This window comes from Anabaena sphaerica FACHB-251 (assembly GCF_014696825.1).
GTDB lineage: Bacteria > Cyanobacteriota > Cyanobacteriia > Cyanobacteriales > Nostocaceae > RDYJ01.
In genome coordinates, this window is the sequence record NZ_JACJQU010000001.1 from 123,179 (window position 1) to 144,764 (window position 21,586).

Genomic DNA, 21,586 nt, shown 5'->3' on the forward strand with positions numbered 1-21,586 from the left:
AGCTCCAAGATTTTGGTTCGGTAATTACAAGATTATTGGACAGTATAATATATTCTTAAATAATTGACTACTCTGCACAGATAACAATCTACGCTTAGTATAATATAAATTATAGTGAAATTTGTACATCAACCAATCAAGATGAAATATTGGCGTGAAACTATAGCTGTAACTCAGCGCATCTTAATTGAACTATTGCGCCGTAGACGCAGCTTAATTTTTTGGAGTATTTTCCCGATCTCAATCTTAATCCTCAACGGATTTATTTTGGCAGAACGGGCAAAACTCACAATGGCCGTGGCTTTTGAAAATGCTGCACCTTCCACCTTGGTGGGAGCAGCACTGTTTTTTAGTTGTTTGGGTGGGAGTGTCGCTACTGTAGTTGCAGAAAGAGAACAGCAAACCCTGAAACGCTTGTTTATTTCTCCTTTAAGTGGCACATCTTATTTTTTGGGAATTTTTCTGGCTCATAGCTGTATTGGTATTGGACAAACGCTTTTAGTTTATGCTATTGCGGCTTTTTGGGGTGCGACATTTAAAGGTTCGATTTTATTAGGATTTATTATTATCTTATTAAGTATCATTGCTTATGTTGGTCTAGGCTTTATTTTAGGTACACAATTAGCTAGGCGTATTGAAGATGTTAATGCTTTGGTAGCAGCTTTTGGAGTACCTTTATTAATTCTAGGTGGGGCATTTTTACCAACTTCGTTATTTCCGAAAACTCTCTTAGATATTGCTAAATATAATCCAATTTATCACATGAATGAAGCTCTTTTAGGTGTGTGGGCTAATGGTGATAATTTTCAGGATATCATCTTACACTTGTGGTTTTTATTCTGGTTTGCCATGTTCATGTTAGCCTGTGGATGGGTATCTTATCAACGGATGTTGATGGTAGAAAGGAGGCTTTAAATCAGTTACCAGTTATCAGTTGTCAGTTAGATAATACTAGATATTGGGAAAGAGTAATTTAGCAATATATTCTGCATTTCTCTTTTCTCTCCAAAGCCAATGATTATCCTGTCCTTTTTCTCGAATATGAATAATTGCTTGTTCAATTAATTGATCTAAATCATCTAAACTAGAATAGGATGCACCTATAGAAACTGGCCATGTGATTTGATGTCTAATTACGAGATAATCTGGAGCAATTATGTAACATCCACAAGAACCAGCATCACTTATCACTCCACTAGCTCGATAATAATAACGTTTTTTATCAAAATCAGTCACTAAAATATCTAATTGTTGTAATGCTTGCAGATAATCTTCGTCTTTTGTGGTATCAATAAAAGTAATATCCGAGCAATTTTCTAGATATTTGGGTTTTTGGTTCATGGGTGTACCAATAACTAATTCTAGTTGCTGGGAATGTTGAGAAACATAATATCTAAGTTTCTCTAAAATTTTATTTATGGGTTTATCTTCTCGAAGAATTCCGATAATACCAATTTTAATTTTATCATCTTGTTTTAACCTTTCTCTTGGTTGTAATTTCGGAGTAACTTCACTGATGATAGGATGGGGAATTACGATCTTAGAAGATTCGGAAAATTTAAACTTATCGCTAACATAATCATCATCCAATTCTAAAAGAACAACTTTAAATTGAGGATTTGCCTCTAGAAACTTTTGTAGATAAACAAATCCTAAATATTTGATTTTATTTTCCTGAGCAAATAATTGATTTCCATGAATACCTAAAAATACTTGTTTCCCTGTAGATACTAACATAGGTAGCAGGGCTAAAAGATGTTGGTTATAAATTTCCATGACATAAATACTATCAACATCTTTGAGGGATAAAGCTTGTAATCCCATTAAAAAATGACGATATTCACGCCGTAATTGTAAACCCACTGAATAATTAGGAATTGCTTGAGTGAATTTTTTAAACCACTCAGGTAAAGGTCTTTCTATAGTGACAAATCCGATTTTATGGTTAGATAAATGTTGATTTATTAGTAATAGTTCTCGTAGTCCTGGGTGAAATATTTGCATGAATATTAATTATCTGTATATTTTAGATTCAAATAAATTGTGCATTAAGCATTAATATGATATTACTTTTTTTTGCTGAAATTTCTTAATATAATTCCAGAATTCTTGAGCTTTTTGTCCCGGTAAGAAAATTCCCACTAGACTTTTCAGGATTGCAATTGAAGTCAACCGTCGTCTATTCCATGCGATAGACGGCTGATATTTGAGAGTTTGTCCAAGTAGCTTAAGAGCTAATAAGCTTTGTTGAGGCTTTGGATAACCTTCTAGAGATTTCAGAGTGAGATACATATATAAATTTGCTAGACTCTGGTTTTTTAGATGCTGTAAATCTTTAGGTGCTTTTTCAAAAGCTTTTTTGATAACTTTTAAGCCTGATTTCTCCATTTTATTTATATTGGTAGAGAATGAGTTAGTTGATACTCTATATAAAATTTGCGGTGCAGATACACAGACAAAAGGATACTTAGCCGCTAATCGCAGATACAGATCCCAATCTTCTGAACCCTCTATATCTTTATCAAAATCAAAGCCTCCTAAATCTCTTAAAGCTGGAGTCAAAAATAAACCATTAGATCCATTTTCTAAAAAATTAGTGAGTAATAGTTTTGCTAAGGCATCACCATTAACAGTAATATGTAAACCTGAACGTAAAAATTGACTAGATTCATCAATATAGTTAGTCCAACTATAAGCAACAGCAGCTTCGGGTTTATTTTGTAATGCCTTAAACTGAGCTTCTAGTTTATCATAAGTCCAGATATCGTCGGCATCTATAAAAGAAATATATTTTCCTGTAGCAAGTTCTAAGCCACGGTTGCGACTTACTATTTGACCAGCATTAGGATAGGAAAATAATTTTACTCTGCTATCTTTTATCTGTTTAACTACATCTAGAGTTGCATCATTTGATCCATCGTTGATAACAAGAATTTCAAAATCTGTAAATGTCTGATTGATAACAGATATAATAGTTTCTTCAATTGTCTTTTCACCATTATAAACAGGAATTACAACAGAAATCATGACTCTAATGAATCCTTTTTATACTAAACTAATTCTCTAAAAACAATCGCTAGTTTTTCTACAATAACAGTTTGGCTAAAGTGTTGTTCTACAATTTTTCTACCCTCAATTCCATATTTATCACCTAGTTCTCTATTTTGATAAAGCATGACTAAAGCATCATACCAATCAGTTTCTTGTTCTTTGACTCCTATTCCTACTTCTCCTAATGCTAAAATTTCTAAATTCATACCTACACTAGAAACAATTACAGGTATTCCACAAGCCATGTATTGAAGCATTTTAAAGCTACATTTTCCCTTACTAAATTCAGAATTTTCTAAAGGCATTAACCCAACATCCATTTGCTGGATAGCTTCCACTTCAACTTCTGGAGACCAAGGAATATATTTGACTCGATCACTTGGTAAATTATTCAGTAATGGAATTTGTCCAGCTATAATCAGTAACTCTGAGTCAACAAAATCAAGCATAAAACGTTTTATCCACATTTCTGCACTTAGCAAATCACGAATATCACTTCCTATCCAACCAATAGTAAATGGTTTTAATTTCTTAGATAATAGATTTTTGGGATGATAACGTTGTGTATCAACAGCAGTTGGAATAACTTTTATATTAGAATTACACTGTTCAAACCATTGTGCTAAATAATTGTTACCGGCAATAACTATATCTGCTTGTTTAGCAATCATCATAATAGATTTAGCTGTCCTAATTCCTATGCTACTATCTGATGAATATCTAGAATGATTAATTAGCCAGATTGCATCATCTACATCAAATACTAAAGGATGCTTTAATAAAGGTTCAAAAGTAAAATGATGAGGTAACAATCCCCTTAATAACCACGTGATATCACTCTGATAGCTTCCTATAATTCCAGGAATTCGATTAGCTAATTTAGCCCCCTGCCAAAAATATCTAACAGGTTTTTCATAATTAGATGGAAGAGACTTAGGTGTCCAAGATGGTGTTAGTTCATAGCCACTAATTAGTGAATAATAATCTGTGACATAAACTCCCAATTGCCTAAGAAGCTCGATGTGTTGACGGACTCGAAACCTAGAGGAAGATTGTGTTTGATTATCGGTTAGGGCGGCTACTTTAATCATAATAAATCTCAATGACATATAATCAATAAAATGACTAATTAACTCTCTTTGCCCAAACGGTCATTCTTCCTGTTTGACCACATAAGCTCAATGTGAAGGATAATGGGTAAATCAATCGAGAAATTCGATGCTTTAAATACTTGTATTTGTTAGTAGTGCTATAATCAATGAGTTTTGAGCTTAACTGTGGATTTATGTTAATATCTTTTAACAGGTAACTAAGACTCGCAATTATATTATCTAGCAATCGATGATGGAGTACCTTCTCCATTTTCCAACCACTATGTTCTAGAACTTGACTGAGTGTATTGGGATTATAATGATAAAGATGAGTGGGAATTTGTAAAGCGTACCAAGCGTCTTTGAAAATTTTAAATTCTAAGGAGCCAATATTAGGAACTGATACAGCTAACCATCCTCCCGGTTTAACCCAACTCTGAAGTTTTGTCAAACCGAGGATGGGATCATGAAGATGTTCTAAAACCATCCAAGCAACTACAAGGTCATATTTTTGCTCAGGTTTAGGTGCTATTTCTAGTGAACCAATATGGACTTTATACCCCAAAGAACGGGCTGTTTGGGCGGCTTTTTCAGAAAATTCTATTCCTTCTACCTCCCAGCCTTGATTAGCCATTTTATGGAGGAAATCACCAGAAGCACATCCCACTTCTAACATTCGTCCAGGTGGGAGACTCGGTAATCTTCTTTCATTAAATTCAAAAATTCGTTGAGTAATTTTTTGACTTAATGGGAGATTTTGTTTTTCATTTTTAGATACTTTAGTGAACTGATATGGTCCATAATCATCAGGATAATAATAGCCAATTGTTTCTGGTGTTGGACGGGGGTTTGTTCGCATCAAGCTACAACTGCGGCATCTAACTACTGTAAATTTACCAGGAAGATTATGTAAGCGATCACGTCCCGTTAAAATTACTTCATCATCAAATTTAGAACATATGGGACAAGGTTTACTCTCTAATTGGACTTGTGTGGGTAACATTTGGGGATACTCCTAATTAATTATTTTTTAACAAAAAAACAATTTAAGCATTATTATTTTTTCCATTGATAAAAAGGGCTGAGAGATATAGTTAAAAGAAGTTCCATTTCTCCAATTGCAACAACATCTGTTTTTAAGTAATTCTTGTTTCTAATATAAAAAGTAATCGCTTTCCTGAAATCATTAATCATGTATATAATACTCATAATAGGTCGTTGCCAAGGTTGATAATTCAACATTCTATAATAATATCGACATAGCCCATTTTGACGGAAAAATTTTATTAAATACTCCTTCTCAAAACGTGATTTAGGAATCAAATGATCTAATTCCATCTCCGCATTGAACCATAGTTGCCAACCTTTTTGCCAAATATAATTTAGCATCTCTAAATCTTCATTTGTTTGCGGCAGTAAGGGTTGTTCAGGAACGCTTTCTAGCCAAGCTTCTTTGCGAATGACTATTCCTGCTCCTGGAGGAAACATTCTTTTCTTAGTTGATGGATATTTTTCGTTATAAGAATACGTTTTATTTCCTTCTAAAATTGCAAAAAAGCGAGCAATTCTTTCAAATCCTGGAGGTGGTTCGACTTCAAATTTTCCATGAATTTGTCCCCCATAAGCACCAGCATTTGCATGAGCTTGACCAAATTTATAAGCCTCTGCTACCCAGTTAGGATAGGGTAAATTATCATCATCCAGAAATCCGATTAAATCACTTTTCGCTTCTCGGATAGCACATCTCCGAGCAAAAGCCAGTCCCTGTTCAGCTTCAAAGCAATATTTCAGAGGATAGGTTTCACCCCAATTAGATATATACTTCTGTACTACCTCGGCAGTGTTATCAGTGCTATTGTTGTCAATAATCAAAATTTCCCAAGCAAGTTCTTCTGTCCCAGATTGCGATCGCAATTTTTCTAAGACATCTAATATGCGTTTTTCTCCGTTGTAGGTACAGATAGCTACTGTAAAATTAACCATAAGCCCTTTTTACTATCAACTTTATGAGTCAATCTTGTCTGAATGCGATCGCAAATGCCTTGATTTTAACAGAAAACTCAGTCAAATGCGTAATTACTCTTACTTATATCGCAAAAAGTGTTATTTGGCAAACAAGATATCTTTAATTTTCCCGTTGGGTGCAGTTCCTAAGAAAGTAGCGCAACGCTGAAAATTATCATTATGACAACGCATAATACAGAAGATAGAAGATAGAAGGCAGGAGGGTAAAGGTTTTTGGACAGCTTTACTTTTTGTGGTAATTTTAGGAGGATATAAAATCAACATCTTTAAAATACGAATATGCTCAGAATTAAAAATTTAAACAAGTCCTACAAAAGCCGAAAAGTTCTCCAAAATTTGACATTCAGTATTCAGCCAGGAGAAGTTTATGGTTTATTAGGTGCAAATGGAGCCGGGAAAACAACAACAATCAATATTATTTGTAATTTACTTAATCCGGACAGTGGTTATATTACAATCAATCATCAACCTATTTCGGAAGTAACAAAAAAAATAATTGGTATCGCTCCTCAAGAAAACCTCTTATATAAAACTCTTTCTTGTGCAGAAAATCTCAAATTCTTTGCTGAAATTTACGGTTTAGGTCGAGAAACACAAAAACAACAAATCGAAGCAACTCTTAAGGCTGTTAACTTATTAGATAGAGCTAAAAGTCCCGTAGAAACTCTAAGCGGTGGGATGCAAAGACGACTAAATATTGCTGTTGCGTTAGTACATCAGCCGCAGTTAGTAATTCTTGATGAACCGACTACAGGGTTAGATATTGAAGCAAGATATGAGATTTGGGAATTAATTCATCAACTCAAAAATCAGGGAATGACAATTTTATTAACAACACATTTATTAGATGAGGCTGAAAAACTCTGTAACCGAATTGGCATTTTGAAAAATGGTACAATTTTAGCTGAGGGGAGTTTATCTGAGTTAAAAACTTTAATTCCCGGTCAGGAAGTGTTAGTATTACAAACTACACAAGAAGAACAAGCGATCGCCCTAGCTGAAGAATATGGTTTCACAACTCGGCGTTATGGTAGCGATTTAGCTTTTTTACTACCAGAACCGCTAGAATTAAAAGAAATCCTGGACAGATTTGATAGCATACCCATTGATTCTATCTCTCGTCAACCTGTACGTTTAGAGCATATTTATTTAGAAATCACCCAAAGTGACAGGTGACAGGTGACAGGTGACAGGTGACAGGGAAGAGGGTAAAAAGCAAGATAAAAAAGTTCTTAATTTTGAATTGTTCTATTCCCTATGTTTGAATTTTGAATTGCTTATTATGGATATTCTCGAAATACTCAAAGCCGACTATCAAAGATTTCCCGTGGATCAAACATACAGCATTTATGCACCAGATGTTTATTTTCAAGATGCTGTTTTTAAATTCCGTGGTTTGGAACTTTATAAATGGATGATTAAATTTATCCAGACTTTATTCTTAAATTTAAAAATGGATTTGCATAACATCCAACGTCAAGAAGACATCATTAAAAGCGAGTGGACACTTAGCTGGAACTCCCCCCTACCCTGGAAACCACGGATATCTATCTCAGGTTGGAGTGAACTACGTCTCAATACGGAAGGTTTAATTATTTCCCACATAGATTATTGGCATTGCTCCCGATTAAATGTGCTGAAGCAACACCTATTTTCCGTAAACAAAGGATAATGTAAATAAATGTAAACAAAATTCAGGCAGGACCTAATCATTCATGCGAGTAATTTTAATGACAGGTAAGGGTGGCGTAGGAAAAACCTCCGTCGCGGCTGCAACAGGACTCCGTTGTGCAGAACTCGGCTATCGAACACTGGTTTTAAGTACAGATCCTGCTCACTCCCTAGCAGATAGTTTTGATCTAGAATTGGGACACGACGCTAAACAAGTCCGTCCCAATTTGTGGGGTGCAGAACTCGATGCACTGCAAGAATTAGAAGGTAACTGGGGTGCAGTAAAGCGTTACATCACCCAAGTTTTACAAGCACGGGGTTTAGACGGCATACAGGCAGAAGAATTAGCAATTTTACCAGGCATGGATGAAATTTTCGGCTTGGTAAGAATGAAACGTCACTACGATGAAGGGGAATTTGACGTTTTGATTATTGATTCTGCCCCGACTGGTACCGCACTACGTCTATTAAGTTTACCAGAAGTTGGTGGCTGGTATATGCGGCGTTTTTACAAACCTTTTCAAAATATCTCAGTCGCACTCAGACCTTTGGTTGAACCTATTTTTAGACCAATTGCTGGGTTTTCTTTACCAGATAAAGAAGTGATGGATGCGCCTTATGAGTTTTATGAACAAATAGAAGCACTGGAAAAAGTATTGACTGACAATACTCAAACCTCAGTCCGTCTTGTCACCAACCCCGAAAAAATGGTGATTAAAGAATCTCTTCGCGCTCATGCTTATCTTAGTTTGTATAATGTGGCAACAGATTTAATTGTCGCTAATCGCATTATTCCTAAAGAAGTTGAAGATCCCTTCTTCCAACGTTGGAAAGAAAATCAAGAACAATATCGCCAAGAAATTCATGAAAACTTCCACCCCTTACCTGTGAAGGAAGTACCTCTTTATTCTGAAGAAATGTGTGGGTTAGCCGCATTAGAGAGACTCAAAGAAACTCTTTATCCTGATGAAGATCCCACTCAGGTTTATTACAAAGAAACCACTATCAGAGTTGTGCAAGAAAATAACCAATACAGCTTGGAAATTTATTTACCTGGCATTCCCAAAAACCAAGTTCAGCTAAGTAAAAGTGGCGACGAATTAAACATTACTATTGGTAATCATCGCCGTAACTTGGTTTTACCCCAGGCTTTGGCCGCACTACAACCATCAGGGGCAAAAATGGATAATGATTATCTGAAAATCCGTTTTGCTGACAATGTGAGAGTTTAGGTGATAGGTGATAGGAGGCAAGAGGCAAAAGGCAGGAGGTATAACTAAAAATATATACTCCCTATTCCCTATGTTTTGAATTTTAGATTTTGGATTATTTTTGTCACCTGTCACCTGTTACCTATTTCCTGTTCTCTGCCAATAATTATGCGGACATTGACAATAAAATTAATAATTGTTACGTCTATGGTTTCACCGTAGTCTCACTGAAGACAAAGCTCTAAACCCAACCTGAAGATATTATTAAGCTTTATAATCGACTATAGTAAAATATTAAATATTGTATAAAAAAATGGTTTCCATCCCTCCACTCGACCTGCGAACAGGTATGGCTCAAGAAACTCTACTTCGTCGGATTACAAATCGCATCCGTCAGTCTTTAGAGTTAGAAGACATTATTAGATCCACCACAGCCGAGGTTCGTTCCTTATTAGGGACTGACCGAGTAATGATTTACAAATTTCATGATGATGGCAGCGGTCAGGTTATTGCTGAATCTATTTATGAAAATCGTTTACCATCGTTATTGGGGTTGAATTTTCCTGCTGATGATATTCCCCCCCATGCGCGGGAACTGTTTATTAAGTCGCGGGTGCGTTCTGTAGTTAATGTTGAGTCCAGAGAAATTGGCCAAAGTCCTGCGCGTGACCTAAACACAGGAGAAATTCCCTGTGAAGAGATTCTTTACCGTCCCGTAGATCCATGTCACGTAGAATATTTGACGGCTATGGGTGTTAAATCTTCAGTTGTGGCACCAATTATTTATCAAGATCAACTTTGGGGATTGTTAGCATCTCATCATTCTCAAGCTCGTGATGTGGCAGAATATGAACTAGAAGCAATGCAGATGGTAGTAGAGCAGTTATCTGTAGCGATCGCTCAAAGTAATCTCCTCACCCAAACCCGTGCCAAAGCCGAACGAGAAGCTATTATTAACCGTATTGCTACCCTCCTGCATTCACTACCAACAATTGTCTTACAACCAGCTTTAGAAGCCACAGTTGCAGCATTTAACGGTGTTGGTGGCAGGTTATGTATTAGACATAATGCCTTTGACTTCCAACATAGTATTTTTAAATCTTTAACAGAATGTTTAATTCCTGGTAGTAATTGTTTTCAACTTTATGTATGTGGACAGCAACCTATTATTCCCAACCCAAATATCTATCCACTCTTAGAACAATATAGCGTGTGGCAGGAACATTATAAATCTGGTCAATACAGCATTTGGGCAATTCCTGATATTTATCAAGATGCCAATTTACGAATTGTGCAACTGGTTTTTCAACCTACAAAAATTCGCAGTATTTTAATGATTCCCTTGCACTATCGACAAGAATTAGTGGGATATTTAAGTATTTTCCGTAATGAAATAGACACAGAAACTCTTTGGGCTGGTAAATTTGACCCAGACAACAGACAACTTTACCCCCGTTTATCTTTTGACTTGTGGCGCGAATCTAAAAAATCACAATCTCAAAAATGGACAGATGAAGAAATTGAACTAGCAGAAGAAATCAGTAAACACTTTGCCTCGGCAATTCAGCAACATGAACTTTATCAACAGGTACAAAATTTCAATGAAAATTTAGAAAACCAGGTCCATAAACGAACATTAGAAATGCAAAGAACAGCAGAACAACAACAAGCTGTGTTCGGAGTCATAAATAAAATTCGTGAGTCTCTTGATATTGATACTATTTTTAAAACAACAACAAAAGAAGTTTGCCAATTAATTAAATCTGATCGAGTTTCTGTTTATAAATTTAGTGCTGACTGGGGTGGTGAATTTGTCGGTGATTTTGAAGCCACCAGTCCCAACTGGTTTAATGAATCAAAACTGGGAATCAATACAATTTGGAATGATACTTATTTACAAGATACGCAAGGAGGAAGATATCGCCATAACGAAACTTTTGCCGTGGATGATATCTACAAAATGGGATTTACACCCTGTCATGTCGATAATTTAGAGCAGTTTCAAATTCATGCTTTTGTTTTAGCTCCTATATTTATTAGGAAAAAACTTTGGGGTTTGCTTTGTGCTTATCAACATACAGGGCCGCGTCAATGGAAAACCTCTGAAATTAATTTTATAAGTCAGATTGCATCGCAACTTGGAATAGCAATTCAACAAGCTGAATTATTGGTAAAAACTCAGCAGCAAGCAGAAGAACTAACACAAACCCTGAATGCATTACAAAACACTCAAACCCAACTGATTCAAACTGAAAAAATGTCTTCTTTAGGGCAACTTGTAGCTGGTGTTGCCCATGAAATAAATAACCCCGTTAACTTTATTTCTGGCAATCTTACCCATATTAATGAATATGCTAAAGATTTACTGAGTATGCTAGATATTTATCAGCAAAAATACCCTAAACCCTGTGAAGAAATTTTAGAAAGAGCCGAAGAGTTTGACTTAGAATTTATCATAGAAGATTTGCCAAAAAGTTTATCTTCTATGAAAATAGGGGTAGATAGAATCCGGCAAATAGTCTTATCTTTGCGAAATTTCTCACGTCTTGATGAAGCAGAAATGAAGGAAGTGAATATCCATGAAGGCATTGATAGCACTTTGCTGATTTTGCAGCATCGCTTAAAAACAAGATCTGAATCTGCTGGTATTCAAATCATCAAAAAATATGGCGATTTACCATTGGTAGAGTGTTATGCAGGACAACTCAATCAAGTATTGATGAATGTTTTGAGTAATGCGATTGATGCTTTGGAAATTTACAGAAAATATCCAGCAGAAGATCCCAAGACAGGGAAAATTACTATTTCTACTACTGTGGAAGTAATGAATGACAATGTGAAAAGTGCAGTCATTCATATTAGCGATAATGGTCCAGGAATGCCAGAAGCTATCAAGGACAGAATATTTGACCCATTTTTCACCACTAAGCCAGTAGGGAAAGGTACTGGCTTGGGTTTATCAATTAGTTACCAAATTGTGGTAGATAAGCACGGCGGAATTTTGAAATGTGATTCACAACCAGATGTAGGTACAGAATTCTGGATTGAAATCCCAATTAAACATATAGTCATTAGTCGTAGGGGCGAAGCATTCGGAAAATAAACTGGATAAAAATTGATAATTTATCGCCCGAATGCTGATGCTTCCAGTCCCGTTAGGGATACGCCCGTACAGGAGTCAGGAGTCAGGAGGAAAATATTTTTCCCCACCCAGTCCCCAGTCCCCAGTCCCCAGTCCCCAGTCCCCAGTCCCCAGTCCCCAGTCCCCAGTCACCTATTAATTTCTCAATTGTACAGGCATAGCTAAATAAGTCATTTTTAACCCGCCTAAAGGTGTAAAAATTACTGGAGTTAGACTTTGATTCAAGTGCATTTGAATTTCGGAAGATGGTAACTCTTTCAAGCCTTCCATTAAATATTTGACATTAAAAGCAATGTCTATATCTTCACCAGAAATTTGTGCTGGCATTGACTCTGTACCACTACCAACATCTTGCGCTTCACAAGACAAAGTAATTTCTTGATTGGCGTTATCAATGCTGACTTTGACAATATTATTTTTCTGGTCAGCTAATACGGCAATTCTTTCTAAAGTGCTGATAAATTGTCGCCGTTCTAGTGTTACTTGTCGTTCAAATTGGCGTGGTATTAATTGCCGATAAGCGGGATATTGCCCTTCTAAAGTCCGACTAGTTAAACGTTGATTTTGCCAAGCAAATACAACTTGACCTTGATCAAGATATAAGGCTACTGTTTCTTCTGAAGAGCTATGAGCTAACATCCGCTGTAGTTCCCTTAATGCTCTAGCTGGTACTGTTACTTCTAGTTGTTCATTACCATCTAAGGGACGCTCGTTAGTAGTTTCTAGCACGGCTAGGCGATGTCCATCAGTAGCCGCAAATTCTAAAGTGTCTTGTTTAACTGTTAAATGTACGCCCGTAAGGACTTGTTTGGTTTCATCTGCACTGGTAGCAAATAATGAACCTCGTAAGCCTTCAATTAATGCAGCTGTAGTGAGTTGAATTGCTTCCGAGCTTTCAATTACAGGTAATTCGGGGAATTCTTCTGCTCCCATTGCCCGGACTTGATACTTGCCGCTTTTAGGTTTAAGGGTGACAACTATACCTTCTCCGGTGTTGTCCGCTGATTCGTCATCTAGGGTGATTTCGCCTTCTGGTAGACGAGAGGTGATATCTACAAGTAGTTTAGCAGGAAGAGCGATCGCACCTCCTTCAATTACCTCAGCATTAAAGCTGGTGCGGATACCCAAGCTGAGATCAAAGGCTGTTAAGCTGACTTGGTTAGTTTGTGCATCCGCTTGTAACAGCACGTTAGCAAGTACGGGATGAGTAGGCCTTGATGGTACTGCACGACTGACGAGTGAAAGATTGGTACTGAGATCGCTTTGAGCGCAAACTAATTTCATGGTAGAGATTCAACTGGTGAAGGATTATAGTAACAAATTTTGGACTGAGGACTGGGGATTGGCATCTGTGGAAAAGCTGTGGAAAACATAGCCTAGTTTTCCACAAGGTAATTATACTCAATACCAATTATTTGAAAAATCTTGAAGTTTTCCACAATTTTTTCCACAAAAGGTCATATTTTTTCCACAATTGCAGTTAATTTTAATAAATTTTTATACTTTGCTTAATATTCTAGCTTAAATGCTCAGATGTCAAAGCGATTACTTCGCCTATTGGTTGTGGAAAACATTGGTAATTCGTAATTTGTAATTAAAAAACTCCTACCTCCTTGTCTTCTGACTCCTGACTCCTGCTTCCTGCCTTATTTTTGATAACGACTATTGATGTTGATGCGATCGCTCAATTGACGTAAAGTTTGAGTTAAAGTCCGGTCTGTTTCTTGCAGTTGTTTAATCTTTTCGCAACTATACATGACTGTTGTATGGTCTTTACCCCCAAATTCCTCACCAATTCTCGGTAAACTTAATCCTGTATATTGACGCATTAAATACATTCCAATTTGTCTAGCCCAGCTAATTTCTCTTCTCCGAGAATTCCCTTTTAAATCTTCAATTGATAGATTAAAAAAATCTGCGACTACATTTAAAATTACCTCTGGTGTCGCTTCCATTTTCTGGCTATGAGTACCTAAAACTGGGGTGATATTTTCTACAGTCATTGGTAAACCCCAAATCGAAATATAAGCCAGCGCCCGAATTAAAGCCCCTTCCAATTCTCGAATATTAGAAGTATAATTATAAGCAATATATTCAATGACATCTCTGGGTAAACGAATATTTTCATACTCAGCTTTTTTCTGCAAAATTGCCATGCGCGTTTCTAAATCCGGCGGTTGAATATCTGCAATTAACCCCATTGAAAACCGAGAACAGAGCCGTTCTTGCAAACTAGGAATTTGCTTAGGAGGACGGTCAGAAGCAATCACTACTTGCTTTCCAGCCTCATGTAAAGTATTAAAAGTATGAAAAAATTCTTCTTGTGTGTACTCTTTTCCTTCCAGGAATTGAATATCATCAACTAATAAAATATCAGCAGCCCGGTAATGCTCCCGAAAACTTTGCATACTATCATTACGAATCGCTGTGATTAAATCGTTAGTAAACTGCTCTGTCGAGACATAAAATATTTTAGAATCAGGATAAATTTCCCAGCGATAATTACCAATAGCCTGCATTAAATGAGTTTTCCCTAAACCCACACCACCGCATAAAAATAAAGGATTAAATTCCCTACCGGGATATTCTGCTACGGCCAAAGAGGCAGCATGAGCCATACGATTATTAGCACCGACCACAAATCTGGAAAAAACGTACTTAGAATTTAAGTCTGTACTTTTTTGTTGATTTTTAGCTACATTTGAGGTGACGGGATTGACTGCTGGTAATTCCCAACCAACCTCTTGTTTATCCAACGGAGAAACTTCATCACCTTGAGCAACAGTAATGTAAATTTCTACAGGAACACCCAAAATATCTTGCACCACACGAGCAATAGTATTGATGTAATATTTCTGAAGCCAATTTCTGGCAAATAGGTTAGGAGTAGATATCACTAAGCAATTATTTTCTAGCTGTTCTGCACTAGCAGTTTTAATCCAAGTTTCAAAGGTGGGACGAGATAGCTCTAGTTGTAAACGCTCTAACACCTGACACCACAGATTGTCTATGGGAATTTCCATAATTTACCACCTTTGCTGCTAATCACCACAATAGAAGATATGAGCAAGCAATAATTTAACTTTAAACTGTAATCATTCTGGTTTAAACCAGGTAGCCAATATCCTACCACCTAGTGACTAACACGGAGAAAAAAGTACATCATGAAGACAAATAATCATAAACCAGTGTCTAAATATATTTATACCAGAGTTTTGAGCCACCCAAGGGGAGCCAAAGCAAAAGGGTGGATGTTAATGACTGGGTTAGCAGCAGTAGTTCTTAGTGGCTGCTCTAGCTTGAACAGCAGAACCTTAGAAGCGCAAAAGAGCATTGCTCAAGTCCAAAAGACTACTGCACCCACGTCGGTAATTATGCCTCCTGCTATCATCGCATCTACTGGCGATCCTAACTTTGTCGTCGGAGTAGTACAAAAAGTTGGAGGTGCTGTTGTTCGCATTGATTCAGCTAGAACCGTCACATCTGAAGTACCAAATGAATTTTCCGATCCATTTTTCCGCAGGTTTTTTGGTGACAGAATCCCACAGGAAAGACAAAGGGTAGAAAGGGGTAGCGGTTCTGGATTTATTATGAATTCCTCTGGGCAAATTTTGACTAATTCTCATGTCGTAGATGGTGCAGATCAAGTTACAGTTACACTCAAAGACGGAAGGACTTTTAACGGTAAAGTCTTAGGAGAAGATCCAGTCACAGATGTAGCAGTAATCCAAATTGATGCTAATAATCTACCAACTCTAGCTTTAGGTAATTCCAATACTTTGCAACCAGGAGAAGCTGTAATTGCTATTGGTAATCCTCTGGGTTTAAATAATACTGTTACATCGGGAATTATTAGTGCTACAGAGCGTTCTAGTAGTTCTATTGGTGCTGTTGATAAGCGGGTGGATTATTTACAAACAGATGCAGCAATTAACCCTGGGAACTCTGGCGGACCACTGCTAAATGCTCGTGGTGAAGTAATAGGAATGAACACAGCTATTATCCAAGGCGCTCAAGGTTTAGGTTTTGCAATTCCCATTAATACGGTGCAAAAAATTTCCCAAGAATTAATTAGCAAAGGTAGAGTAGATCATCCTTATTTGGGTGTACAAATGGAGACGCTCACACCAGAAATTAAGGAAAGAATAATTCGTAGATTTGGTGATAGAGTAAATTTGGTTGCAGATCAAGGAGTTTTGTTAGTGAGAATTGTTCCTGAATCACCAGCCGCAGTTGGTGGACTCAGAGCGGGGGATGTTATTAAAAGCATCAACAACCAACCTGTGACTAGAGTGGAAGAAGTCCAAAAGCTAGTAGAAAAGAGTCAGATTGGTACTCCTCTCCCAGTGCAAGTAGACCGCAATGGGAGAACTGTTCAATTAACAGTCAGACCTGCACCTTTACCCATTAGACGTGATAGTTAATTTGTCAGCATTCAGTCATTAGCTGACGGCTGAATGCTTACCGATGTTGACAGGAGTTTTAACCATGAGTGAAAAAGTACCAATTATTCAATTAGGTAATCCGATATTACGCCGAAAAGCTGCTTGGGTGGAAAATATTGATGATGAGCATATTCAAAAACTGATTGATGATTTAATAGTTACAGTTTCTCAAGCTAATGGTGTGGGAATTGCTGCACCTCAAGTAGCCGAATCCTATTGTTTATTTATTGTTGCTTCCCGTCCTAGTTCTAGATATCCCGATGCACCGGAAATGGACCCTACAGCAATGATTAATCCGAAGATTATTGCTTATTCCACTGAAATTGCTAAAGGTTGGGAAGGTTGTTTAAGTGTTCCCGGAATTAGGGGTTTAGTTCCTAGATATCAAGCAATTGAAATTGAATATACTGACCGGCATGGGAAGAGAGGAAAACAAGAATTAACTGATTTTGTCGCTCGAATTTTTCAACATGAGTATGATCATCTAGAAGGCAAGGTATTTTTAGATAGGGTAGAATCTACGGAGGAATTGATGACTGAGGCTGAATATCAACAACGGATAGTTAACAATACTTAAACCAAAATCGCTCTTAAGAGTGATAAGGAGCTTCGACTTAAAAAACGCAATAGACCTCTCCGGAAATATGGTAGAGACGTTCCGCCGGAACGTCTCTACAAGGGTTTCAAACCACGCACATTTAATTACCGGAGATGTCTAATACCCAATACCCAGATCCCCGACTTCTTTAAGAAGTCGGGGATCTATCTCCGGGATATCTCTCTTAAAATAGCTCTCAAGAGTGAGACTTAACACCAACGCTAGGAGTTATATTTAATTTGTGCAGGACTTACGCAAAACAGAACGGAAGTAGGGGTAATTCATGTAGCTTGCTTGCCCGTTGCGGTATTACCCCTACGCAAGAATCAGGTTTTGAGTTCAATCTTGCGTAAGTCCTATTGTGATTAACTTCTAGTCTTGTGTAGCTATTTTAAATAAATGACTACTGTTAAAAAAGACCCCTTTCAGGAATGGAAATTTCTGAATTTTTGGAAAAAGCAATCTCTTGATTTAATTCCCTTGATGACAGGGTTGGCTGTCACAGGGAGAATGGGAATACAGGGTTTAGCAGCAATTCCAGTTTATATCCTAGCGGCAGATGCTACGCGCAGGGTGATTAACTTTTTAGAACCGGAAGTTGTGTCAGCCGAAAAAAGTCAACCTATCCCAGATATAGATAAAAAATATAATACTGAAATTGCTTATACTGTTGTGCATAAAATTCCGGGAAGGATTAGATTTAATATTCCGCAAATTTCCCAAGATTCATCTTATGCACAAAGGTTAGAAAGTTTACTAAAAGTAGATAATCAAGTTACTAACGTGCGGATAAATTCTCAGGCTGCATCAATAGCGATCGCTTACCAATCTCCTGAAATTAGTATATCCCATTGGGTGGAAATAATGGAGTTAGCTTTACGAGCAAATTCATCTACAAATCCCATTTCCGAAATAGGAATAACAGCAATTAATCATCCAGAAGTTTCTCCAGTAGCTTCCCCAGAAATTTCTAATGTATGGGCTGATTTAAAACCTCCATCCTTGTCTTATTCTTTGGGGTTGATGGCCAACTTACCTGTATAGCAAGTGATAGCTGATATGGAATAGGGGATAGCTATCTTTCTTCAGAATCCTGAGCAATAACTCCTTGATGCTACAAGTCCCCAGATTTATCCGTGGGGTCAATCCAAAATCCCAAATTGGATCACAAAACCTCTACCAGCAGTAAGAGGAAATAATTGATAAAATTAGAGTAAATTGAAAAGCTTATTTGATAGTCTCTAATATATTGGAGGTTGATTTAATTATGGCAAAAATTACTGATTTCGTAGAAGATGCCGGCGCTCCTGGAATTATAGCCGGAATTGGCGCAGTATTACTTGCACCTGTGGTAATTCCTGTTGTCGCTGGAATTGGTAAACCCATAGCCAAATCAATCATCAAAGGTGGACTTGTTGCTTATGAAAAAAGCAAGGGAGCTTTTGCAGAATTGGGTGAAACGTGGGAGGATATTGTGGCTGAAGCTAGAGCAGAAATAGCCGAAGAACAACACACACCAGCATTTGAAGCAGCGGCTGAAAATCAACCTAATTCATAATTCGTAATAGAGCCTACGGCACTCTACGCGAACGTAATTCATGATTCATGATTCATGATTTTAAAGGGGGTTGATTTACCCGCTTATAGTCAATTATGAATTAATACGGTTCAGTTAGTCGGAAAGTTAATACACGGTAACGAAAATCAAAAACCTTTTTTATCAGCAGACAAATCAATTGTTCTTAACTGTACCGTATTGAATTATGAATTATGAATTTTTTATAGCTTTTCTCAGTCTCATGAGGTACACCCTAATTTATTTACTGTTCTCTGTTCCCTGTTCCCTGTTCCCTGTTCCCTAAGACTAAAAAACTCTGTACCTCACTAGCTTGGGAAATGCTATATTATAAAGGTTTAAAATATGCTACAAATTCCCGATAAAAAAACTTTCAATAAATCATTTAATCTCATAGCTACAAAAATTGTCAGTGATACCCCAGGAAGACTGCGGTTGAGAGTTGCATCTGAAAACCGTCAAGCTGAGAAAATGCAACATATCGCCAACTTTTTAACAGCACAACCTCACATTACTCAAGTGAGAACTAATATCCATCACGGTAGCATTCTCATACATCATGATGATCAAACTGGCACTTTAGCAGAGATTTTAGCCACACTACGTGATATAGGCGTAATTTTTGCAGATATTACCCAAGGGAAAACTGAAGCAGCAACGGGTATATCTAATGCAGTTATTGACTTAAACCAACGAGTTCAACGTGCGACAGATGGTACTGTTGATTTACGTTTCCTGTTCCCGTTTGGATTGAGTATCTTAGCGGTGAGACAGTTAATAATTAAAGGTCTGCAATTAGAAGTAATTCCCTGGTATGTTTTAGCTTGGTATGCCTTTGATAGTTACTTGAAATTAAATAATGCTGTAGCAAGTGACAAGTAACAGTATTTTCTGTTCCCTGTTACCTTCTATGAGCAAAAATGCTGAATTTTGGTGCTGTAAAAGTTTATCCTGAGTTTTAGCACCTTTGCCAACATCAATCATGAAAAAGCTGATTAATCAACCAGAAGACTTTGTAAGGGAAAGTCTAGCAGGAATGGCTGCGGCTCATACCGATTTAATTAAGGTAAATTATGAGCCTACTTTTGTCTATCGAGCCGATGCACCTGTACAGGGAAAGGTAGCAATTATTTCTGGTGGTGGAAGTGGTCACGAACCGATGCACGCGGGTTTTGTAGGGAAGGGAATGCTTGACGCTGCTTGTCCTGGGGAAGTTTTCACTTCACCGACTCCTGACCAAATGTTAGCAGCAGCACAGCAGGTAGATGGAGGTGCTGGTATTCTTTATATTGTGAAAAATTACAGTGGCGATGTGATGAATTTTGAAATGGCTATGGAGTTAGCCAGAAGTGAGGGTATCCGTACATTAAATATTATTATTGATGATGATGTAGCGGTGAAAGATAGCCTGTATACCCAAGGAAGAAGGGGTGTAGGAACAACGGTACTGGCAGAAAAAATTTGTGGAGCGGCGGCGGAACAAGGTTATGATTTGCAGCAGGTAGCGGATTTGTGTAGAAAGGTAAATCTGCATGGACGCAGTGTAGGGGTAGCGTTGAGTTCTTGTACTGTTCCTGCTAAGGGTACACCGACTTTTGCTTTGGGGGATAAGGAGATAGAATTAGGAATTGGAATTCATGGGGAACCGGGAAGAGAAAGGGTATCCATGAAGTCAGGGGATGAGATTACAGAAATTTTAATGCGTTGGCTTTGCCCGCCGCAGGCATCGCTCATTGATGATACCGCCTATAGTCGCACAGTGCGGGAGTGGGACGAAGCCAAAGAGGGATGGATGGATGTGGAACTGTTAAATAAACCCTTGCAAAAAGGCGATCGCCTCCTGGTATTTGTTAATAGTATGGGTGGGACTCCCATTTCTGAACTTTATCTTGTCTACCGCAAACTAGCAGAAATCTGTGAAATGGAAGGACTGCAAATAGTGCGAAATCTAATTGGACCCTACATGACATCATTAGAAATGCAAGGTTGTTCCATTACGCTGCTGAAGTTAGACGAAGAGATGCTACGGTTATGGGATGCACCAGTTAAAACTGCTAGTTTACGCTGGGGAGTGTGAAATGGTTACTCAGGTGCAGATTGTTGAATGGTTACAGGTGTTTGCTTCTGTTATTGAGCATCATAAAGAAGATTTGACAGAATTAGATGCGTCCATAGGTGATGCTGATCATGGTATCAATATGGATAGAGGTTTTAAAAAGGTCAGAAGCATTTTACCGAGTGTTGCGGGTAAGGACATCAGCAGCATTTTTAAAACCGTCAGTATGACTTTGATATCCAGCGTAGGGGGTGCAAGTGGACCTTTGTATGGAACTTGGTTTTTAAGAGCCAGTTCTGCTACTGCTGGTAAGCAAGAATTGACTGCAAAAGATATGTTAAATTTACTCCAATCTGGGTTAGAAGGAGTAATTGAGCGTGGTAAGGCGCAGTTAGGAGATAAGACAATGGTAGATGTGCTATCTCCAGCTGTGACAGCTTTTGAGCAAGCTGTAAATGAAGGTATGGAAACTGTGGCAGCTTTACGCGTGGCTGTAGGTGCTGCAGAAGGTGGGTTAAAGGAAACTATACCGATGTTGGCTAAGAAGGGAAGAGCGAGTTATTTAGGCGATCGCAGTATTGGACATCAAGATCCAGGAGGAACTTCTGCTTATTGGATGTTGCGGAGTTTGTTGGAGGTGGTGGAAGGTTCTAGGAGGACTAAATAATTTTTGCCATTAGTTGCATTTTGCTCTTGACCTTTAAAATATATATGCTACAA

19 protein-coding genes are annotated in these 21,586 nt (G+C 37.6%); 12 read left to right on the top strand and 7 right to left on the bottom strand.

From position 1 onward, the window contains the following. The first annotated feature begins 141 nt into the window (after nt 1-141). Entirely contained in the window at nt 142-915 is a 774-nt protein-coding gene (locus H6G06_RS00465; RefSeq protein ID WP_190556018.1) for an ABC transporter permease, read from the top strand. A gap of 36 nt (nt 916-951) precedes the next feature. On the opposite strand, the gene H6G06_RS00470 is transcribed toward H6G06_RS00465, so the two are convergent. The 5 genes from H6G06_RS00470 to hpsE are packed head-to-tail and all read right to left on the bottom strand — an operon-like array spanning nt 952 to nt 6,125. After that, nucleotides 952-2,004 carry a glycosyltransferase family 1 protein gene (locus H6G06_RS00470; protein WP_190556020.1) on the bottom strand — a complete coding sequence of 351 codons (1,053 nt, stop codon included), beginning with the start codon at nt 2,002-2,004 and terminating at the stop codon, nt 952-954. Nucleotides 2,005-2,055: 51 nt separating this feature from the next. After that, complete coding sequence (locus H6G06_RS00475) at nt 2,056-3,027, bottom strand: glycosyltransferase (RefSeq protein WP_190556022.1); 972 nt, start codon at nt 3,025-3,027, stop codon at nt 2,056-2,058. Between the two features lie 23 nt (nt 3,028-3,050). Then, nucleotides 3,051-4,160: a glycosyltransferase family 4 protein gene (locus H6G06_RS00480; protein WP_190556024.1), complete on the bottom strand. Its 1,110-nt coding sequence runs from the start codon at nt 4,158-4,160 to the stop codon at nt 3,051-3,053. A gap of 16 nt (nt 4,161-4,176) precedes the next feature. After that, entirely contained in the window at nt 4,177-5,145 is a 969-nt protein-coding gene (locus H6G06_RS00485) for a class I SAM-dependent methyltransferase (protein ID WP_190556026.1), read from the bottom strand. A 53-nt stretch (nt 5,146-5,198) separates the two neighbouring features. Beyond that, nucleotides 5,199-6,125: a hormogonium polysaccharide biosynthesis glycosyltransferase HpsE gene (gene hpsE / locus H6G06_RS00490; protein WP_190556028.1), complete on the bottom strand. Its 927-nt coding sequence runs from the start codon at nt 6,123-6,125 to the stop codon at nt 5,199-5,201. Between the two features lie 321 nt (nt 6,126-6,446). Between hpsE and H6G06_RS00495 the strand changes: the two genes are divergently transcribed. The 4 genes from H6G06_RS00495 (at nt 6,447) to H6G06_RS00510 (ending at nt 12,152) form a co-directional block, all read left to right on the top strand. Beyond that, nucleotides 6,447-7,343: an ABC transporter ATP-binding protein gene (locus H6G06_RS00495; RefSeq protein WP_190556030.1), complete on the top strand. Its 897-nt coding sequence runs from the start codon at nt 6,447-6,449 to the stop codon at nt 7,341-7,343. 106 nt (nt 7,344-7,449) lie between these two features. Then, nucleotides 7,450-7,839 carry a C6orf136 family protein gene (locus tag H6G06_RS00500; RefSeq protein WP_190556032.1) on the top strand — a complete coding sequence of 130 codons (390 nt, stop codon included), beginning with the start codon at nt 7,450-7,452 and terminating at the stop codon, nt 7,837-7,839. Between the two features lie 43 nt (nt 7,840-7,882). After that, nucleotides 7,883-9,070 carry a TRC40/GET3/ArsA family transport-energizing ATPase gene (locus H6G06_RS00505; protein WP_190556034.1) on the top strand — a complete coding sequence of 396 codons (1,188 nt, stop codon included), beginning with the start codon at nt 7,883-7,885 and terminating at the stop codon, nt 9,068-9,070. A gap of 292 nt (nt 9,071-9,362) precedes the next feature. Beyond that, complete coding sequence (locus tag H6G06_RS00510) at nt 9,363-12,152, top strand: GAF domain-containing protein (protein WP_242039559.1); 2,790 nt, start codon at nt 9,363-9,365, stop codon at nt 12,150-12,152. 174 nt (nt 12,153-12,326) lie between these two features. Here H6G06_RS00510 and dnaN read toward each other — a convergent pair whose 3' ends face one another. Next, the gene (gene dnaN / locus H6G06_RS00515) at nt 12,327-13,475 is read right to left on the bottom strand and encodes a DNA polymerase III subunit beta (protein WP_190556036.1); all 1,149 of its coding nucleotides are present in this window, start codon (nt 13,473-13,475) and stop codon (nt 12,327-12,329) included. Between the two features lie 362 nt (nt 13,476-13,837). Continuing rightward, nucleotides 13,838-15,214: a chromosomal replication initiator protein DnaA gene (gene dnaA, locus H6G06_RS00520; protein ID WP_190556038.1), complete on the bottom strand. Its 1,377-nt coding sequence runs from the start codon at nt 15,212-15,214 to the stop codon at nt 13,838-13,840. 141 nt (nt 15,215-15,355) lie between these two features. On the opposite strand from dnaA, the gene H6G06_RS00525 reads away from it, so the two are divergent. From H6G06_RS00525 to dhaL, 7 genes are all read left to right on the top strand, one after another. Continuing rightward, a complete protein-coding gene (locus H6G06_RS00525) occupies nt 15,356-16,615 on the top strand; it encodes an HhoA/HhoB/HtrA family serine endopeptidase (protein WP_190556039.1) in 1,260 nt (419 codons plus the stop codon). 64 nt (nt 16,616-16,679) lie between these two features. After that, entirely contained in the window at nt 16,680-17,213 is a 534-nt protein-coding gene (gene def, locus H6G06_RS00530) for a peptide deformylase (RefSeq protein ID WP_190556041.1), read from the top strand. Nucleotides 17,214-17,633: 420 nt separating this feature from the next. Continuing rightward, on the top strand, nt 17,634-18,278 hold the full coding sequence (locus H6G06_RS00535; protein ID WP_190556043.1) for an HMA2 domain-containing protein: 645 nt from the start codon (nt 17,634-17,636) through the stop codon (nt 18,276-18,278). A gap of 223 nt (nt 18,279-18,501) precedes the next feature. Continuing rightward, nucleotides 18,502-18,792 (top strand): DUF5132 domain-containing protein, encoded by a 291-nt coding sequence (locus H6G06_RS00540; RefSeq protein WP_190556045.1) that lies wholly within the window; start codon nt 18,502-18,504, stop codon nt 18,790-18,792. Between the two features lie 363 nt (nt 18,793-19,155). Beyond that, the gene (locus tag H6G06_RS00545) at nt 19,156-19,692 is read left to right on the top strand and encodes an HMA2 domain-containing protein (protein WP_190556047.1); all 537 of its coding nucleotides are present in this window, start codon (nt 19,156-19,158) and stop codon (nt 19,690-19,692) included. A 100-nt stretch (nt 19,693-19,792) separates the two neighbouring features. Continuing rightward, nucleotides 19,793-20,887 (top strand): dihydroxyacetone kinase subunit DhaK, encoded by a 1,095-nt coding sequence (dhaK, locus tag H6G06_RS00550; RefSeq protein WP_190556049.1) that lies wholly within the window; start codon nt 19,793-19,795, stop codon nt 20,885-20,887. A 1-nt stretch (nt 20,888) separates the two neighbouring features. After that, nucleotides 20,889-21,533: a dihydroxyacetone kinase subunit DhaL gene (gene dhaL, locus H6G06_RS00555; RefSeq protein ID WP_190556051.1), complete on the top strand. Its 645-nt coding sequence runs from the start codon at nt 20,889-20,891 to the stop codon at nt 21,531-21,533. Nucleotides 21,534-21,586: the final 53 nt, after the last annotated feature.

Coding starts and splice junctions, on each gene's coding strand:
- H6G06_RS00465 (WP_190556018.1), top strand. CDS start 142: ATGAAATATTGGCGTGAAACTATAGCTGTAACTCAGCGCATCTTAATT.
- H6G06_RS00470 (WP_190556020.1), bottom strand. CDS start 2,004: ATGCAAATATTTCACCCAGGACTACGAGAACTATTACTAATAAATCAA.
- H6G06_RS00475 (WP_190556022.1), bottom strand. CDS start 3,027: ATGATTTCTGTTGTAATTCCTGTTTATAATGGTGAAAAGACAATTGAA.
- H6G06_RS00480 (WP_190556024.1), bottom strand. CDS start 4,160: ATGTCATTGAGATTTATTATGATTAAAGTAGCCGCCCTAACCGATAAT.
- H6G06_RS00485 (WP_190556026.1), bottom strand. CDS start 5,145: ATGTTACCCACACAAGTCCAATTAGAGAGTAAACCTTGTCCCATATGT.
- hpsE (WP_190556028.1), bottom strand. CDS start 6,125: ATGGTTAATTTTACAGTAGCTATCTGTACCTACAACGGAGAAAAACGC.
- H6G06_RS00495 (WP_190556030.1), top strand. CDS start 6,447: ATGCTCAGAATTAAAAATTTAAACAAGTCCTACAAAAGCCGAAAAGTT.
- H6G06_RS00500 (WP_190556032.1), top strand. CDS start 7,450: ATGGATATTCTCGAAATACTCAAAGCCGACTATCAAAGATTTCCCGTG.
- H6G06_RS00505 (WP_190556034.1), top strand. CDS start 7,883: ATGCGAGTAATTTTAATGACAGGTAAGGGTGGCGTAGGAAAAACCTCC.
- H6G06_RS00510 (WP_242039559.1), top strand. CDS start 9,363: ATGGTTTCCATCCCTCCACTCGACCTGCGAACAGGTATGGCTCAAGAA.
- dnaN (WP_190556036.1), bottom strand. CDS start 13,475: ATGAAATTAGTTTGCGCTCAAAGCGATCTCAGTACCAATCTTTCACTC.
- dnaA (WP_190556038.1), bottom strand. CDS start 15,214: ATGGAAATTCCCATAGACAATCTGTGGTGTCAGGTGTTAGAGCGTTTA.
- H6G06_RS00525 (WP_190556039.1), top strand. CDS start 15,356: ATGAAGACAAATAATCATAAACCAGTGTCTAAATATATTTATACCAGA.
- def (WP_190556041.1), top strand. CDS start 16,680: ATGAGTGAAAAAGTACCAATTATTCAATTAGGTAATCCGATATTACGC.
- H6G06_RS00535 (WP_190556043.1), top strand. CDS start 17,634: ATGACTACTGTTAAAAAAGACCCCTTTCAGGAATGGAAATTTCTGAAT.
- H6G06_RS00540 (WP_190556045.1), top strand. CDS start 18,502: ATGGCAAAAATTACTGATTTCGTAGAAGATGCCGGCGCTCCTGGAATT.
- H6G06_RS00545 (WP_190556047.1), top strand. CDS start 19,156: ATGCTACAAATTCCCGATAAAAAAACTTTCAATAAATCATTTAATCTC.
- dhaK (WP_190556049.1), top strand. CDS start 19,793: ATGAAAAAGCTGATTAATCAACCAGAAGACTTTGTAAGGGAAAGTCTA.
- dhaL (WP_190556051.1), top strand. CDS start 20,889: ATGGTTACTCAGGTGCAGATTGTTGAATGGTTACAGGTGTTTGCTTCT.